At 63.9% G+C, this 18236-nt stretch carries 2 protein-coding genes; both read left to right on the forward strand.

Features of this window, described 5'->3' with window-relative positions:
- Nucleotides 1–4: 4 nt before the first annotated feature.
- Nucleotides 5–6403, forward strand: a complete 6399-nt coding sequence (locus tag ACLD1Y_RS21480) for an amino acid adenylation domain-containing protein (RefSeq protein ID WP_429479816.1) — start codon at nt 5–7, stop codon at nt 6401–6403.
- Nucleotides 6403–18204 carry an amino acid adenylation domain-containing protein gene (locus ACLD1Y_RS21485; protein WP_429479817.1) on the forward strand — a complete coding sequence of 3934 codons (11802 nt, stop codon included), beginning with the start codon at nt 6403–6405 and terminating at the stop codon, nt 18202–18204. Before ACLD1Y_RS21480 ends, ACLD1Y_RS21485 begins: the two co-directional genes overlap by 1 nt.
- Nucleotides 18205–18236: the final 32 nt, after the last annotated feature.

An 18236-nucleotide genomic window follows, 5' to 3' on the forward strand; every position in this document is an offset into this window, starting at 1 on the left:
TCGCGTGCAAGATCTATTGGAATCGGTGGCATCGCTCAGCCCGCGCGAGCGCAAAGCGCTGGCGGTGATGCTGGGCAAGAAGGGGATCAATCTCTTCGGCATTACTCCGATTCAGCCGCGTGACCGGGACGAGCCGGCACCGTTGTCCCATGCGCAAGAGCGCCAGTGGTTTCTCTGGCGTCTCGACCCACAGAGTTGTGCCTATAACATGGCGGCAACCCTGCACATCCGGGGTGTCCTCAATCTGCAGCGCCTGGGCGACGCGTTTGGGGCGCTGGTCGCTCGTCATGAAGTGCTGCGCACCACGTTTGCCGAGCAACCTGACGGGCCGGTGCAGGAGATCGCGGCGCAGGGCGCGTTGCTGATCGAACGACTGTCGGGCGTGGGCAATGATGAGCAGGACCGGCGAACGGTGGAGGCGTTTCACGCTCGCCCGTTCGACCTGGCCAATGGCCCTTTGCTGCGGGTGGCAGTCCTTGAGCGTGGCGTCGACGATTGCCTGCTGCTGCTGACCCAGCATCACATCATCTCCGATGGCAGTTCCACCCAAACCCTGATCCGAGAAGTCATGGCGCTCTACGCTGACCAGGTGCTGCCACCGCTGCCCCTGCAATATGCCGACTATGCCGCCTGGCAACGCCAGTGGCTGGATGCCGGGGAGCGCGAGCGACAACTGGGCTGGTGGCGCGAACGTCTGGGCGGGGAGGCGACGGTGTTGCCGCTGCCGTTCGACAAGCCGCGACCGGTCCAGGCTGACGCGCGTGGTGCGGCGCTGGGTGTCCGTTTGCCTGATGAGCTGGTGCAAGCCCTAAAGGCTCGTGCGCGCGCCAGTGATGCGACGGTGTTCATGCTGCTGCTGGCGGCGTTCCAGGGTTTTCTGTATCGCTATAGCGGCCAGGCTGACGTGCGTGTCGGCGTGCCGGTGGCTGGGCGTAGCCGGGGTGAGCTGGAGGGCTTGCTTGGGCTGTTCGTCAACACCCAGGTATACCGGGCCCAGGTCGATGGCCAGGCGGGTTTCGCGCAATTGCTTGAGCAGGTCAAGGCGGATGCGCGTCAGGCGCAGTCCTATCAGGACTTGCCGTTCGACCAACTGGTCGAAGCCTTGCAGCCCCAGCGCCAGCTCAATATCAGCCCGCTGTTCCAGATTTTTTTCAACTACCAGGGCGAGCAGGCCCCCAGCGCAGTGTTACCAGGGCTCGACTTTCAGCACCTGGACTGGTCGACGCCCTCGGCGGCCTTCGACCTGACCTTGTACATGCGTGAAACCGTAGACGGTCTGAGCGCCGAATTCATTTACCCAACCGCGTTGTTCAATGCCGGCACCGTACAGCGCTTGCTGGAGCACTGGCTTGTTTGGCTGCACGCGGTGATCGGTGAGGGTGACCGGCGTCTGGATGAAGTGCCGTTACTGGCGGCAGGTGAGCGCGATCAGTTGCTCCATGCCTGGAACCCGCCCGCCACGGCGCTCGCGGTGCCACCGCCGATTCACGTGCAATTTGTCGAGCAGGCCCATCGTACGCCATACGCCACTGCGCTGGTGTTTGGTGGGCAGTCCGTGAGTTATGCCCAAGTCGAGCAGGCCAGTCGCTCGCTGGCCTTGGCGCTGCTGGCGGCGGGCGTGACGTCTGAGTCGCTGGTCGGGGTAGCAGTGCAGCGCGGGCCGGAACTGGTCGTTGCGTTGTTGGCGATCCTGCGTGCGGGGGCGGCGTATGTGCCCATGGACCCGGAGTTCCCGGCGCAGCGCCTGGCCTACATGCTCGAACAAAGCGGCGTAGGCCTGCTGTTGACCCAGCAAGCGGTGCAGGCGCAGTTGGCTGTGCCCGACACGGTGCAAACCCTGTGCATTGATGGGTGGTTACAGCGTGCGCCCTGCGATGTCAGGTTGGACGTTGCCTGTGTTGACCCGGATCAGTTGGCCTACACCCTCTATACCTCCGGGTCGACCGGACAGCCCAAGGGTGTGATGGTCAGTCACCGCGCCTTGAGCAACTTCATCGCGGCCATGGATCAGCGGCTGCAACTGGTCGCCGGTGATCGATTGCTGTCGATGACCACCTTTTCCTTCGATATTTTCGGCCTGGAGCTGTACCTGCCGCTGACGATCGGTGCAACTGTCGTGCTGGCCTCCCCAGAGCAGGCTAAAGACCCGTTGCGCTTGCGTGAGCTGCTCGAAGAATGCCCGGTGAAAGCGATCCAGGCGACCCCTTCGGCCTGGCGCATGCTGCTCGATAGCGGGTTGCAGTCGGTATTGAGAAATGTGCTGGTGCTGTGTGGCGGAGAGGCGCTGGCCCCTGATCTGATGGTGCGCCTGCAGGCGCTGAGTGATCAGGTGTGGAACCTGTATGGGCCGACCGAAACGACTATCTGGTCGTCGGCACAACGCATCCTGCCCGGACAGGCGCAAGTGCTGCTCGGCCAGCCGCTGGACAATACCGCGTTGCAAGTGTTGGGGCAGGATCTCGGCCCTGCACCGTTGGGCGCGGCGGGCGAGCTATTGATCGGTGGCCTGGGTCTGGCACGGGGTTACCTGGGGCGTGCCGCGCTCACTGCCGAGCGTTTTGTGCCCGACCCGGCCCGCCCAGGCCAGCGCCTCTATCGCACCGGTGACATTGCGCGCTATCGCGAAGGTGGGGAGCTCGACTACTTGGGGCGTGCCGACCAGCAAGTAAAAATTCGTGGTTTCCGTATCGAGCTCGGCGATATCGAAGCGCAGCTGCTATTGCTGCCGCAGGTACGCGAGGCGGCTGTCAAAGTGGTGCAGGCCGCTGGCGGCGCGCAACTGGCGGCCTGGGTCGTCGCGGTCGAGGCCTTGGCGCCCGCCGTGCTGATCGAGTCGCTCAAGCACGCCCTCGGCCAGCGTTTGCCGGCCTATATGCTGCCCAGTCAATGGGCGGTACTTGACGCCATGCCGCTGACCCCCAACGGCAAGCTCGACCGCAACGCTCTGCCGGCCATCGAATGGGTTGCCGCAGGCCCCGCTCGAATGCCCGGCACTGAACAGGAAAAAGCCGTCGCCGCTATCTGGGAGCAGGTGTTGGATGTGGCGCAACTGGGCCTTGACGCAGACTTTTTCGAGCGCGGAGGGCACTCCCTGTTGGCGACCCGGATCACCTCACGCGTGCGCGAAAGCCTGGGTGTCGACGTGCCGCTCAAAACCCTGTTTGAGCACTCCACCCTGGGAGCCTTCGTCCTTGCTGTCCAGTCATTGGGTGGCGCACGGCACAATCTGCCGTTGTTGCGGGCGCCGGCTGAGGAGCGCAGGCGTCCTTCATTCGCCCAGCAGCGCCAGTGGTTGCTCTGGTGCCTGCAACCCGATAGCCATGCGTACACACTGCCGGCGGCACTGCGTCTGCATGGGCCGTTGGATCTTGACGCGCTGGGTGCAGCATTCGACCAACTGATCATGCGTCACGAGCCTCTGCGCAGCCGCTTCATTGCCACGGGCGATGGGGTTGAAATCGATGTGCAGGAACATACGCCACTGAGCGTGTCGGTTACTTCTGTCGATGAAAGCCAAGTGCGCGCCGTTATTGGCGAACAGTTACACCAGCCTTTCGACCTGGCCCAAGGGCCGTTGCTGCGCCTGGGTGTCTTGCGCCTGGGTGCGCAAGAACACGTGCTGGTGTTGACCCAGCACCATATTGTTTCCGACGCCTGGTCGATGCAGGTCATGGTCGAAGAGCTGCTGGAACTGTATGCCGCACGGGTCGAACGTCGTGCCGTAACACTGGTGGACGCGCCGATCAGCTACTCCGATTACGCCTGGTCGCAACGTGAGTGGATGGCCGCCGGTGGCGCAGAGCAGCAACTGGCGTACTGGCGTGAACAGCTGGGTGAAGAACAGCCGGTATTGAACCTGCCGTTTGATCGCGCCCGGCCCGCTCAGCCGAGCCGGCGCGGCGCTGTGGTGCTCCATGCATTGGGCGCCGAGCTGAGTGCCGCACTGGCGGTTGAGGCCCGTCGGCAGGGGTGCACGCCGTTCATGCTGCTGCTGGCGGCCTATCAGGTGCTGCTGTGGCGCTACAGCGGCCAGGCGGATGTGCGTGTCGGCGTGCCGGTGGCGGGCCGCAATCGCCTGGAAACCGAGCGCCTGATCGGGTTCTTCGTCAATACCCAGGTGCATCGAGGTCAGCTCGATGCCCAGCAGAGTTTTGCGCAGTTGCTGCACGCCGTGCGCGAGACCGCGTTGCAGGCCCAGCAGCACCAGGACCTGCCTTTCGAACAGTTGGTCGAAGCCTTGCAGCCCCAGCGCAGCCTGGCACACAGCCCTTTATTCCAGGTGCTGTTCAACCACCAAGCCGACACTGCCAGCACGCCCTGGCAAGCGCCGCTGGGCGGGTTGCTGGCCGAGCCGTTGGCGTGGCCGCAAGACAGCGCCAAGTTCGACCTGACCTTGGAAACCCGCCAGGCCAACGGTGAGATCACGGCATCGTTCATCTATGCGTGCGACCTGTTCGACGCGTCGACCATCGAGCGTATGGCAGGGCATTATCGCCAGGTGCTCGAAGCGCTCGTCGGGCAGCCCCACAGCTTGCTGGGCACGTTGACCCTGGAAACCCACCGTCAGCCGTGCCTTGTGGGGGCTTCCAGCGAGCATTCGCAGATCAGCGTATTCGACCTGTTTGCCCAGCAGGTTCGCCAGGTGCCGCAACGTGTGGCGCTGGTCGAGGGCCAGCAGCGGATTACCTTCGAGCAGTTGCACGGCCGGGTCCTGGACCTGGCGCGCGCCATCGCCGATGCGGGGATCGCCCGCCAGGGTCGAGTGGCCGTGGTTGCCGAGCGCAGCATCGACTTTGTCGTCGCCGTGCTTGCCTGCTTGCATCAAGGTGTGGTGTTTATTCCCGTGGACCCGCGCCAAGCCGGGCAACGGACCTTGCAGGCGCTGCAGGACAGTGCGCCGCAATTACTGGTGGGCGCCGCTCAGTTGCTGGCGCCATACGCAGGGCAAGGCAGTACCGTGCTCGATCCGGCCAGCGTCGTGCCAGCGCCTGAGTACCTGCGTCGGGCAATGACACCAATCGCCGTCAACGCCGACGAGCTTTGCTACCTGCTCTACACCTCGGGCTCCACCGGTACCCCCAAAGGCGTGGCCGTGCGCCAAGGCGGCTTGTTTAACTACATACAGGCGCTGGGGCAATGGTTGCCTTGGGCCGACATCGACACGGTGGCGCTGGTCTCCACCGTGGCGGCGGATCTGGGCTACACCAGCCTGTTCGGCGCGCTGTGCCACGGTCGGACCTTGCATCTACTGGCCACCGAACTGGCGCTTGACAGCCTGGCCATGGGCGCCTACATGAGCGCCGAGCGCATCGACCTGCTGAAAGTGGTGCCGTCGCACCTGCAGGCCTTGCTGGAAGGCGCGGGCGTCGACGTGCTGCCACGGCGCGCCTTGGTGTTGGGTGGCGAAGCCACGCCACCGGCATTGCTGCAACGGATTGCCGAGGCGAGCCCAGGCTGCGAAGTGTTCAACCACTATGGCCCGACCGAGACCACCATCGGCGTACTCAGCACGTCCCTGGCCGAGCTCCCTGGCGATGCCTTGGTACCGTTAGGGCAGGCCATGGCGAACCTGCACCTGGACATTGTCGATGCGCAGTTGAATCCTCAGCCCGAGGGCGTCTTCGGTGAATTGCTGGTCGGTGGTGCCGGCCTGGCCCAGGGGTATTGGGGCCAACCAGGGCTCACCGCCGAGCGTTTCATTCCGGCGGCGTCGGGTACGCGCCGTTACCGTACCGGCGACCGTGTGCGCTTGCAGCATGACCAATTGGTGTTCGCCGGCCGCCTGGACGACCAGATCAAAGTTCGTGGGCACCGCATCGAACCGGCAGAAATCGCCGCTGCGATCAAGGCGCTCCCCGGCATCAGTGATGCAGTCGTCGGCGTACCTGGCGGGAATGCCGCTGGCGGCCTGGTTGCCTGGGTGGTCCCGCGTGCCGGCAGCCCGCTGCCCTTGCCTGCCACGATCCTGGGGCAACTGGCGCAACAGTTGCCGGACTACATGGTGCCGGCCCACTGCGTGGTCCTCGGCCAGCTGCCGTTGACCGCCAATGGCAAGCCGGACCGTCGTGCCTTGCCGGCCCCGGACACCACCCTCAGCGCCCGCCCATTCGAGGCGCCGCAGGGTGAGCGTGAAGTGCAAGTGGCCGCTATCTGGCAGGTGGTGCTCAAGTGCGAACGCATTGGGCGCCAGGATAATTTCTTTGAATTGGGAGGCCACTCATTGCTCGTCATGGGTGTGGTCTCGCGTGTGCAGTTGGAACTTGGAATAAAAATGAGCCCACAGTTGCTGTTTACCTACCCAACGCTTGGGGCGTTGGTCGAACACCTGGAACCACACTCCGCTCCCCTGGATGCGACGCGGCTTAGCCGCCTGGAAGACCTGTTCGACGAGGTGGATGCGTAATGGACAATCAATCGGCTGCACACCGTATCGCCCGTCGTTTTGTGCTGATGCCGCAAGACAAGCGGCGCCTGTACCTGGAAAAAATGGCCGAGGAAAACCTGTCTCCGGCCAACTTGCCGGTGCCCGAATGCCAGTCGGCCCTGGACACCTTGCCATTGTCCTACGCCCAGGAACGCCTGTGGTTTCTCTGGCAACTGGAGCCCGACAGCGCGGCTTACAACCTGCCACGCGCCTTGCGTATGCGCGGTCAGCTTGACCTTGAGTCACTCGGCCTGGCGTTCGATGCATTGGTGGCGCGCCACCAACCCCTGCGCACTGTGTTTGCCTTACGAGATGGCAAGGCGTGCCAGGTCATCCTGCCGCCGTCGCGCGTGACCCTTGAAGTTCAGGAACTCGCCACGTCATCCCTGCTCGACAGTGATCTGCAAGGGCATATCGAAGCAGAAATCCACCGCCCCTTCGACCTGTTGACTGGCCCGTTGCTGCGGGTACGCCTGCTTCGCCTGGCGGCTGATGATCACGTACTGGTGCTGACCTTGCACCACATCGTCTCGGACGGTTGGTCGATGCAACTGATGGTCGATGAACTGGTGCAGGGCTATTTGGCCCGCACGGGTGCAGGGCAGGGCGCGCCTTTGGCCGATTTGCCGATCCAGTACGCCGACTACGCGATCTGGCAACGCAGCTGGATGGAAGCGGGCGAGCTTGAACGGCAATTGGCGTTCTGGCAGGGCGAACTGGGGGGCGAACAACCGGTGCTGCAGTTGCCGGCCGACCACATGCGCCCGGCCTTTCCAAGTGGTCGCGGTGGTGGCGTTGAGTTACAACTGCCGCCTGCTTTGAGCGCGGCCTTGCTGGAGCTGGCCAAGGCCCGGGGCGTGACGGTGTTCATGCTGTTGCTGGCCTCGTTCCAATCGCTGTTGTATCGCTATACCGGCCAGGCCGATGTGCGGATCGGCGTGCCCTCGGCCAACCGTAACCGCCCGGAAATCGAAGGGCTGATCGGCTTCTTCGTCAACACCCAGGTATTCAAGTCGCAACTGGATGGAAGGCTGCGTTTCAGTGACCTGCTGGAGCACGTGAAGCAACGTTCCATCGAAGCCCAGGCCTATCAGGACCTGCCGTTTGAGCAACTGGTAGAACACCTGAGCCCGGAACGCAGTCTCAGTCATTCACCGCTGTTCCAGGTGATGTTCAATCACCAGCGTGAAAGCGCCGCGCAAAGTTTGTTGGAATTGCCGGGCCTGCGTATCGAAGGCGTTGCCTGGCGCAACCAGACCGCCAAGCTCGACTTGGCCCTCGATACCCGCGAAGCCAACGGCCAGCTCAGCGCACGCTTTACCTATGCCAGCGACCTGTTCGAGCCTGCTACGGTCGAGCGTCTGGCGCATCACTGGCAACAGTTGCTGGCCGCGATCGTCGCCCACAGCGATTGTGCCCTGGGTGATTTGCCGTTGCTGGACGACACCGAGCGCAACCTCGCCCTGCAAGCCTGGCAGCACGGGCCAATGGACGCCGTGTTTGTACCGGTGCACCAACGTATCGCCGCACACGCGCGCCAGACGCCCGCCGCGACAGCTATCATCTGTCAGGGCCGCACCCTCAGCTATGCCGAACTGGATGCACGCGCCGAGCGCCTGGCGTCGCGTCTGTACGCCCATACCCGTGGCGCAGCGGTGCGTATCGGTATTGCATTGCCGCGTGACGAGCAGGTGTTCGTGGCCTTGCTGGCGGTGCTCAAGGTCGGTTGCGCCTACGTGCCACTGGACCTGCAACACCCGCCACAGCGGCTGGCCTACCTGATGCGTGATGCGGGCATGCCGCTGTTGCTGACGCATGCAAGTGTCAGTGCCGGCTTGCCGACCGACGTGGGCGTGATTGCTCTGGATATCGACGCACTGCTGGCCGAAGCCGCGTCTGACGCATTGGCGCCGGTGCTGTCCATCGCAGCCCAACAACTGGCCTATGTGATCTATACCTCTGGCTCCACGGGCGAGCCCAAAGGCGTAGAGGTTGCACACCAACCGATTGCCCTGCATTGCCAAGCCATCGGCGAACGCTACGCCATGACCCCGGCCGATTGCGAGCTGCTGTTCATGTCGCTGGCCTTTGACGGCGCCCACGAACGCTGGCTGACCACGCTCACCCATGGTGGCCGCCTGCTGCTGCGCGAGGAGGGGTTGTGGACGCCGGAACAGACGCTGCAGGCCATGCACGCCCACGGCGTGAGCGTTGCGGCGTTTCCTCCGGTGTACCTGCAGCAGTTGGCCGAACATGCCGCGGTCCATGGTCCGGTTCCAGCCGTGCGGATTTACTGCTTTGGTGGCGACGCGGTGCCCAATGCCAGTTTTGAGCGTGTGCGTGAGGTCTTGCGCCCACAACACATCATCAACGGCTATGGCCCGACCGAAACCGTGGTGACCCCGTTACTGTGGAAGGCCCCCGCCGACCAGGCGTGCCCAAGTGCCTATGCGCCTATCGGCAGCCCGGTTGGTGTGCGTACTGCCTGCGTGTTGGATGCCGAGCTGAACCTGGTACCGAGCGGCGCCAGTGGTGAGCTCTACTTGGGCGGCCTGCTGGCCCAGGGATATCTCAACCGTCCGGGCATGACGGCCGAGCGTTTTGTCGCCGACCCATTCAGCTCCCGTGGCGAACGCCTCTACCGTACCGGCGACTTGGTACGTCTACGGGCCGACGGCCAATACGACTACCTGGGACGCGTCGACCAGCAGGTGAAAATCCGCGGGTTCCGTATCGAGTTGGGCGAAATCGAATCACGCCTGCTGGCCCATGCCGCGCTGGAAGATGCCGTCGTGCAAGCGCGCGACGGTCAAGGGGGCAAACAGTTGGTTGCCTATGTGGTTGCGCGTCACGGCCAGGAGCACGCGACATTGGTGACCCGCCTGCGTGCAGCGCTCAAGGCCGAATTACCCGACTACATGGTGCCGGCGCATTTCATGCTGCTGGACAGCCTGCCGCTGACACCCAATGGCAAGCTGGACCGCAAGGCGCTGCCTGCACCGGACTTCAGTGTGCGGGACGAAGACCATGTTGAGCCGGCCAATGGCCTCGAACAGCAAATCGCCACGTTGTGGCAGGACATCCTCGGGCGCACAGCGATCAGCGCGACTGCCAACTTCTTCGAACTGGGCGGCGACTCGATCGTGGCCATCCAGGTGGTAGGGCGTGCACGTCAGGCGGGTATTCGTTTCACACCCAAAGACATGTTCCTGCATCAGAGTGTCCGTGAACTGGCGCAGGTCGCGTGCGCCGTGGGGTCTGAGGGGATCGTCGAACAGGGGCCGGAACAAGGGCAAACGCCGCTATTGCCGATTGCCCAATGGTTCTTCGAACAACCGATGCCCCAACCGCAGCACTGGAATCAGTCGCTGGTGCTTAAGCCGCGCCAGGCGCTGGACGCCGGGCACCTGAGGCGAGTCCTGGAAGCGCTGGTGCACCAACATGACAGTCTGCGCTTGCGCTTTGATCGGACCGGTACGCAGGTGAGCGCGCACTACAGCGAAGCCATCGATCCTGCGCAATTGCTCTGGCACGAACCACTGGACAGTCTTGAGCAATGGCCGGCGCTTGCCGAAAAAGCCCAGCGCAGCCTGGACCTGGCCAACGGTCCACTGTTACGCGCGGTTCTGGTGAGCCTGCCGGACCACGAGCAGCGCCTGCTGTTGGTGATTCACCATCTGGTGGTGGACGGAGTGTCCTGGCGCATCCTGCTGGAAGACCTGCAGGACAGCTACCGTCGTGTCGCCCAGGGGCAGGCACTGGCGTTGCCAGCGCGCACTTCCAGCATCAAGGCGTGGGCGCAGCGCCTGAGCGCAGCGCTGGTTGAGCCACATTGGCAAGACCAGATCGGCTACTGGGAGCAGTTGGCCGCAGGCGATTGCACCGAGTTGCCTTGCAAGGCCCGTGAGATTGTCGCGCGCAACCGCGATGCCTGCCAACTGCATGTCGAACTCGACCAGGCGCAGACCCAGCGCCTGCTGCAGCAGGCGCCGGCGGCCTACCGTACCCAGATCAATGACCTATTGCTGGCGGCCTTGGCCTTGGCGGTGCACGGCTGGACCGGGCACGCCGATACCCTGGTGCAGCTTGAAGGCCATGGCCGCGAGGAAGACCGCTTCGACGGCATCGACCTGACCCGCACCGTAGGCTGGTTCACCAGTACTTACCCGGTGCGCCTGCGTGTGGGCGCAGGCCTTGGCGATACGCTCAAATCCGTCAAGGAATACCTGCGTGGGGTGCCCGACAAAGGGCTGGGCTTCGGCGTACTGCGGCATCTGGCCGATGCACCGACTCAGGCGCGCCTGGCAGCGTTGCCCCAGCCACGTATTACCTTCAACTATCTGGGGCAGGTCGATGGGGGCTTTGCCGAAGACTCCAGCGCCTTGTTCCTGCCGGCCGAGCAGGGCGCCGGCAGCAACCAGGACGAGGATGCGCCGCTGGGTAACTGGCTGACAATCAATGGGCGGGTCGAAGGTGGCAAGCTGTCAATGGCGTGGAAGTTCTCGACCCGCCAGTTTGACGAGTTTGCTATCGCACGCCTGGCCGATGACTACCTGCGTCATCTGGAGGCGCTGGTCGACCACTGTTGTGCGCCGGATGCGGGCGCATTGACCCCGTCGGACTTCCCGTTACTGGCGGTGCAGCAGGACCAGCTCGATCAATTGGCGGTACCGGCGCGTCAGGTGCAGGATCTGTATCCGCTGTCACCGATGCAGCAGGGCATGTTGTTCCACAGCCTCTATCAGCAGGGCGCGGGTGACTACATCAACCAATTGCGCACCGATGTCGAGGGGCTTGAGCTGGAGCGCTTTGCCGAGGCCTGGCAGCAGGCCATGGACCGCCATGACATCCTGCGCAGTGCGTTCTTGTGGGGTGGCGCTTTCGAACAGCCGGTGCAACTGGTCCACAAACACTTGGCGTTCCCGCTGCAGGTAGTGGATTGGCGCGACCGTCCGTTCGATGACGCGGCCCTGGATGCCCTGGCCTTGGCGCAACGCCAGGCGGGCTTCGATCCGGCGGCAGCACCGTTGTTGCGCATGGTGTTGGTGCGCTTGGCCGAGCAGCGCTATCACCTGATCTACACCAACCATCACGTACTGATGGATGGCTGGAGCAGTTCCCAGTTGTTCGGCGAGGTGTTGCAGGCCTACGCCGGTCAAGTCGCGGCGCCGGTGCACGGGCGATACCGCGACTATATCGCGTGGTTGCAGCGCCAGGACGGCCCGGCCAGCCAGCGTTTCTGGCAGGCGCAATTGGCGCCGTTACCTGCGCCGACGCTGCTGGCCGACGCCTTTGCCCAGCGCACGCCTGCCGATTCGTCCCAGGCTGCCAGGCACCAGGCCGAATACCGGCTGGATGAGCGCGCTTGCGAGCGCCTGGGTCAGTTCGCCCGTGGCTGTAAAGTCACGCTTAATACCTTGGTGCAGGGCGCCTGGAGCTTGTTGTTGCAACGGTGCACCGGGCAGCCGGTGGTGGCGTTCGGGGCCACGGTGGCGGGGCGCCCGGCGGAGTTGGCGGGCATTGAGCAGCAAGTCGGATTGTTCATTAATACGTTGCCAGTGGTGGTCGAGGTCGATCAGGTGGTGCCCGTGGCCATTTGGTTGCAAGGCCTGCAAGCGCGCAATCTGGCGATTCGCGAGCACGAGCACTGCGCACTGGCGGATATCCAGCGCTGCGCCGCGTTCGAGCCCCAGGCGCTGTTCGACAGCTTGCTGGTGTTCGAAAACTACCCGGTTGCCGAAGCCCTCAGCGCCGGTGCTCCGGCGGGCCTGCGGTTCTCCACGGTCAACAGCCGTGAGCAGACGCATCTGCCGTTTACCCTCACGGTGCACCACAGCCACGAGTTGGCGCTGGGGCTCAGCTGCGTTGGCTTGGCCGACGGCATGACCGCCGGGCGCCTGTTGGCGCAATTGGCAACCTTGCTGGAAAACCTGTGCGAGCACCCGGACCGTTGCCTGGGTGAGTTGCAGGTTCTGAGCCGCGAGGATGATCAGCGCGTGGTACGTGACTGGAACGCCACGCACCGGCAGTACCCGGATGCGCAGCCAGTGCACCGACTGTTCGAAGCCCAGGCGCGGTCGAACCCGCGCGCCGAGGCATTGGTATTCGCCCAAGAGCGTTTCGACTACGGCCAGCTCAACGCGCTGGCTAACCGTCTGGCTCATCAACTGATCGAGCAGGGCGTCGGCGCAGAAAGCCGCGTGGCGGTTATTGCCGAGCGCAGCCCACAGATGGTGGTGGCCTTATTGGCTGTGCTCAAGGCCGGCGGCGCCTACGTGCCCATCGACCCTGAGTTGCCTGCCGAACGCCTGGCCTACCTGGTGCAGGATTGTGCGGCGCAATGGGTCGTGGCACAGGCCAACCTGCGTCAGCGTGTTCCGCTGGCCGCGTCCCAGGCGTGCCTGTGGCTCGATGGCCTGTCGGACATCGCTGTGGGTTACCCCGAACAAGATCCGCAGGTGCCACTGGCCCTGGAAAACCTTGCCTATGTGATCTACACCTCGGGCTCAACCGGCCTGCCCAAAGGGGCCGGTAACAGCCACGGGGCGTTGTACAACCGCTTGGCCTGGATGCAAGAGGCCTATGGCCTCAGCGCGGGCGACAAAGTGTTGCAGAAGACGCCGTTCAGTTTTGACGTGTCGGTCTGGGAGTTCTTCTGGCCGCTGATGATGGGCGTGCCACTGGTGCTGGCGTTGCCGGGCGAACACCGTGACCCGGCCCGCCTGGTGACGAGGATCGTTGAGCAGGGCATCACCACGCTGCACTTCGTGCCCTCGATGCTCCAAGCCTTCATGCAAGACCCGCAGGCATCCCGTTGCAAGGGCTTACGCCGCATCATCTGCAGTGGTGAAGCACTGCCGGTGGAAGCCCAGCGACAAGTGTTTGAACAGTTGCCGGGTGTCGAACTGCACAACCTGTACGGCCCGACGGAGGCGGCCATCGATGTGACGTTCTGGCAGTGCCGCGACGAGCACAGCGACAGCGTGCCCATTGGCCAGCCTATCGCCAACCTGCGTACCTATGTGCTCGACAGCGCCCTGCGCGCGTTGCAGCCAGGCCTGGTCGGCGAGTTGTACTTGGGCGGGGTGGGGCTTGCGCGGGGCTATCACCAGCGCCCGGCGTTGACTGCTGAGCGTTTCGTCGCCAGCCCATTCGGCGCTGGCGAGCGGCTGTACCGCACTGGCGACTTGGCCCGTCAGCGTGATGACGGCGTGATCGAATATGTTGGTCGTATCGACCATCAGGTGAAGATCCGTGGCTTGCGCATCGAGCTGGGCGAAATCGAAGCACGCCTGCTGGAGAACCCGTGGGTACGTGAAGCGGTGGTGGTGGCCCGCGACGGTGCCCACGGCAAGCGTCTGATCGCTTACCTGGTGGCCACGGCGCAGGCACCGCAGGATCGATTGCAACTGACTGCCGCCATTGCCGAACAGCTGCAAACCGTGCTGCCCGACTACATGGTGCCAGCCCATTTGCAAGTACTCGACAGCATGCCGCTGAGCCCCAATGGCAAGCTCGACCGCAAGGCGCTGCCCGATCCCGAGGTGGTGCTGGCGCCGTCGCGCCCGCCGCAGGGAGAACACGAAGTGGCGTTGGCACGCATCTGGGAAGCGGTGCTGGGTCTTGAGCAAGTGAATGCTGAGGACAACTTCTTCGCCCTGGGCGGTGATTCCATCGTGTCGATTCAGGTGGTCAACCGCGCTCGTCAGTTGGGATTGGCGATCGAACCCAAGGACATCTTCGAACAGCAGACCATTTCCCGTCTGGCCCTGAAGGTCGGCAGTGCGTTGGCACCGGCGCCTGCACCGGTACCGCAGAGCTGGCATGGCCTGAGCCCCGCCGAAGTCGACGCCTTGCCGCTGCCCCCAGGGCAGGTTACCGGTCTCTATAGCCTGTCGCCGATGCAAAAGGGCATGTTGTTCCTGGGCCTGGATAGCCCCGACGCGCAGCTGTATGTCAACCAACTGAGCCTGCCCGTCGAAGGCCTGGACCCACAGCGTCTGCGCGCTGCGTGGGCGCAGGTGGTGCAGCGCCATGACATCCTGCGCACCGGCTTCCTCTGGCAAGGCCTGGAGGAACCCCTGCAGTTCGTGTTGCGGGACGTGGCGTTGGACTTTACCGAAGTTGACGGCAGCGACCGCGACCCCAAGCAGGTGTCCGAGCTGGCCCGTATCGAGCGCGAACGGGGCTTCGACCTGGCCGAGCCGCCGCTGCAACGGGTGTTGCTGGTGCGTCTGGCCGGTGGTGGGCATCAACTGATCTGGACCTACCATCACTTGTTGATCGACGGGTGGAGCACCTCCCAACTGATGGGTGAGATCCTCTCGCTGTACGCGGGCAAATCACTGCCGGCCGCAGTTCCGTATCGCGACTATATCGGTTGGTTGCGCTGCCAGGACTCGGCGGCTGGGCAAGCGTTTTGGCGCGAGCAGACCGAGCAATTGGCCGAGCCGACACTGTTGGCCGCAAGCCAACCGCACCGTGCCACGGGGCAGGGGCACCAGGCGCTCTACACACGTTTGGACCGCGACGTTACCGAGCGCCTGAAAGCCTTCGCCCAACAACAGCGCATCACCTTCAACACTTTGGTGCAGGGGGCGTGGTTGCTGCTGCTCAGTCGCTACAGCGGCCAGGCCACCGTGGCCTTTGGCGCAACCGTGGCGGGGCGGCCAGCGAACCTGGCAGACAGCGATGCGATTCTAGGGTTGTTCATCAATACCTTGCCGGTCATCCACGAAGTCCACCCGGCGCGGTTGGTGGGCCAATGGCTGCGCGACCTGCAATCACGCAACCTGGCCATGCGTGACTTCGAGTTCACACCGCTGGCCGATATCCAGCGCTGGGCCGGACGTGCCGGCCAGGCGTTGTTCGACAGCATCATCGTGTTCGAAAACCAGCCGGTCGACCAGACATTGCGCGACTGGCAAGACGAGAGCTTGCGTTTTGGCGAAATGGACAGCGTTGGCCTGACCAACCTGCCGATGGACCTGATGGTCACCCTGGGCGATGTATTAGTGATCGAGTACATGTTCCTGCGCGAGCACTTCGACGAGCAGGCGGTCATGGCAATCCGCCTGGCGATGGAAAGCCTGTTGCTGGCGTTGGCCGATGATGCCGAACGGCCGTTGGGCGGTATTGGCCTACCTTGCCTGGCGCCAACGCAACCGGTCGAGCCTGCCGGGGCGGTGACTGAACTGGCAGTGCACCAGCGTATTGCCGGCTGGGCTCGGCAGACACCACACGCCATCGCGCTGATCTGTGCCGACGGTGCCAGCCTGAGTTTTTCTGAACTGGATCTGCGGGCCAATCGCCTGGCGCACTGGCTGGTCGGCCAGGGTGTGGGGCCAGAGGTGCGGGTCGCGGTGGCGTTGCCACGTCATGAACATCTGTTGGTCGCCTTGTTGGCAGTGCTCAAGGCCGGGGGTGCCTACGTGCCGCTGGATGTCGACTACCCACGCGACCGTCTCGCCTGGCAGATGCAAGACTCCGGTGTTGCGCTGGTGTTGACCGATGCCGTGCAGCGCGACCGCTTACCGATCCCACATGGTGTCATGGCAGTGGATGTGCCCGGCTTGGACCTGACGGCCCAGCTTGCGCATGAGGTCGACGTGGCAGTTGATCCGCGCAACCTGGCGTATGTGATCTACACCTCCGGTTCCACGGGATTGCCTAAAGGTGTTGCGGTCAGCCATGGCCCATTGGCGATGCATTGCCTCGCAGTGGGTGAGTTGTATGAGATGAGCCCGGCGGACTGCGAGCTGCATTTCATGTCGTTTGCGTTCGACGGTGCCCATGAACGCTGGCTCACTGCGCTGACTCACGGTGGTCGGCTGTTGTTGCGCGGTGACAGCCTATGGACGGCCCCGCAGACCCTGGAGCAGATGCGTCGACATCACGTGACTGTGGCCGCGTTCCCTCCGGTGTATTTGCAGCAACTGGCCGAGCAGGCCGAACAGGACGGTGATGCTCCGCCGGTGCGGGTGTATTGCTTCGGTGGCGATGCGGTACCCAAGGCTTCGTTCGAACGGGTCAAGGCTGCGCTCGCACCACAGTGGATCATCAACGGCTACGGTCCGACCGAAACCGTGGTCACGCCGCTGATCTGGAAGGCGGGTCATGCGCAGCCTTGCGACACGGCTTACGCGCCTATCGGCTCCACCGTGGGCCGGCGCAGCGCCTATGTGCTCGATGCCGACCTGAACCTTTTGCCTGCGGGCCTGGCCGGTGAGCTTTACCTGGGCGGCGAGGGCTTGGCGCGGGGCTACCTGGACCGTCCGGGGCTGAGTGCCGAGCGGTTCGTCGCCGATCCATTCGGTGCCCCGGGACAACGCTTGTATCGTACGGGCGACCTGGTGCGCCTGCGCGCCGACGGCGGCCACGATTATCTGGGACGTCTCGACCAGCAGGTCAAGGTGCGGGGGTTCCGCATCGAGCTGGGAGAAGTCGAAGCGTGCCTGAAACGCTGCGTCGGGGTGCGTGATGCTGTGGTGGTTGCGCACCCTTCGGTCAGCGGACAACGCTTGGCCGGTTATGTAGTGATGCTCGACCCCGGGCAGCCGGGTGATCCGCGAGCCGCCTTGAACCAGGCGCTTGAGCAGTCACTCCCTGACTATATGCGGCCATCGAGCTTGACCGTGCTGGAGAGCCTGCCCTTGACCCCCAACGGCAAGATCGACCGCCGCAGCCTGCCGGTGCCTGGCACTGAGCAGCGCCACTATGTAGCGCCGCAGACGGAACTGCAAAAAGCCTTGGCGAGTATCTGGGCACAGGTGCTCAAAGTGGAACAGGTGGGTTTGAGCGACAACTTCTACGAGCTGGGCGGGGACTCGATCCTCAGCCTGCAAGTGGTGGCCAAGTCCCGCAGCCTCGCTCGCCTTGGGCTGCGCCTGAAACTGCGCGACCTGGTGAGCCGGCCGACCATTGCCGAGTTGACCTCCGAGCAAACGGCCGGCCCGACGCTGTCTGCGACCTTGCCGCTCAATAGCGCGGTGGCCCATGCACCGGCACTGTTCTGCCTGCATGCAGGCTTTGGCACGGTATTCGACTACGAGCCACTGGCCCGGCGCCTGCAAGGGATACGCTCCGTGGTAGGCCTGCCGTGCCGGATGCTGTTGGACCCGGCGCATCGAGATCTGTCGTTGCAGGCCATGGCGGTGGACTACGCCGCCGCCATACGGGGTTATCAGGCACAAGGTCCCTACCACCTGCTGGGTTGGTCATTGGGCGGTACGCTGGCGGCACTGGTGGGTGCGGAACTCGAGCGCCAGGGCCAGCACGTGGCGTTTATCGGCTTGGCGGACAGCTTTGTACCCGGTACCGAACAGGTCGACATGGATGCTCCAGGTGATTGGCATGCCGACCTGCAGGCTCTGTTGGGCTGGATGACAGCGGACTCACCAGCTGTAGACCTTGCTCGTGAGGCCAATGAAGCAACCGCCCTCGACTATCTGCGCACAGCCATGAGCCAGGCCGACCGTCAAGGCGGCGCCTATGTTGCACTGAGCCTGGAGGAGTGGCTGAACCTGTTCAACACTGCGCGCCAACTCAAACGCCTGGCCCTTGGGCAAGACCGGTGCCTGCCGCTGCAAGCTGCTGTCCACAGTTGGTGGGTCGCAGGGCGTCAGGCACATCGCCAGACCATGGCCGAGCAACTGGGCAAAGCGTTCGGCGAGGCCCACACATTGGCCTGTGGGCACTTCGAGTTACCTCGCAACGAGGACTGGCTTGACGCGGTTGTCGATGCATTGAACCCGCAGTTGGTGATGCTGGCGACTGACTGACTTTTCTTTCCACCTGAACATGCCCGGCCATT

This window comes from Pseudomonas sp. 18175 (assembly GCF_050432925.1).
Taxonomy (GTDB): Bacteria; Pseudomonadota; Gammaproteobacteria; order Pseudomonadales; family Pseudomonadaceae; genus Aquipseudomonas.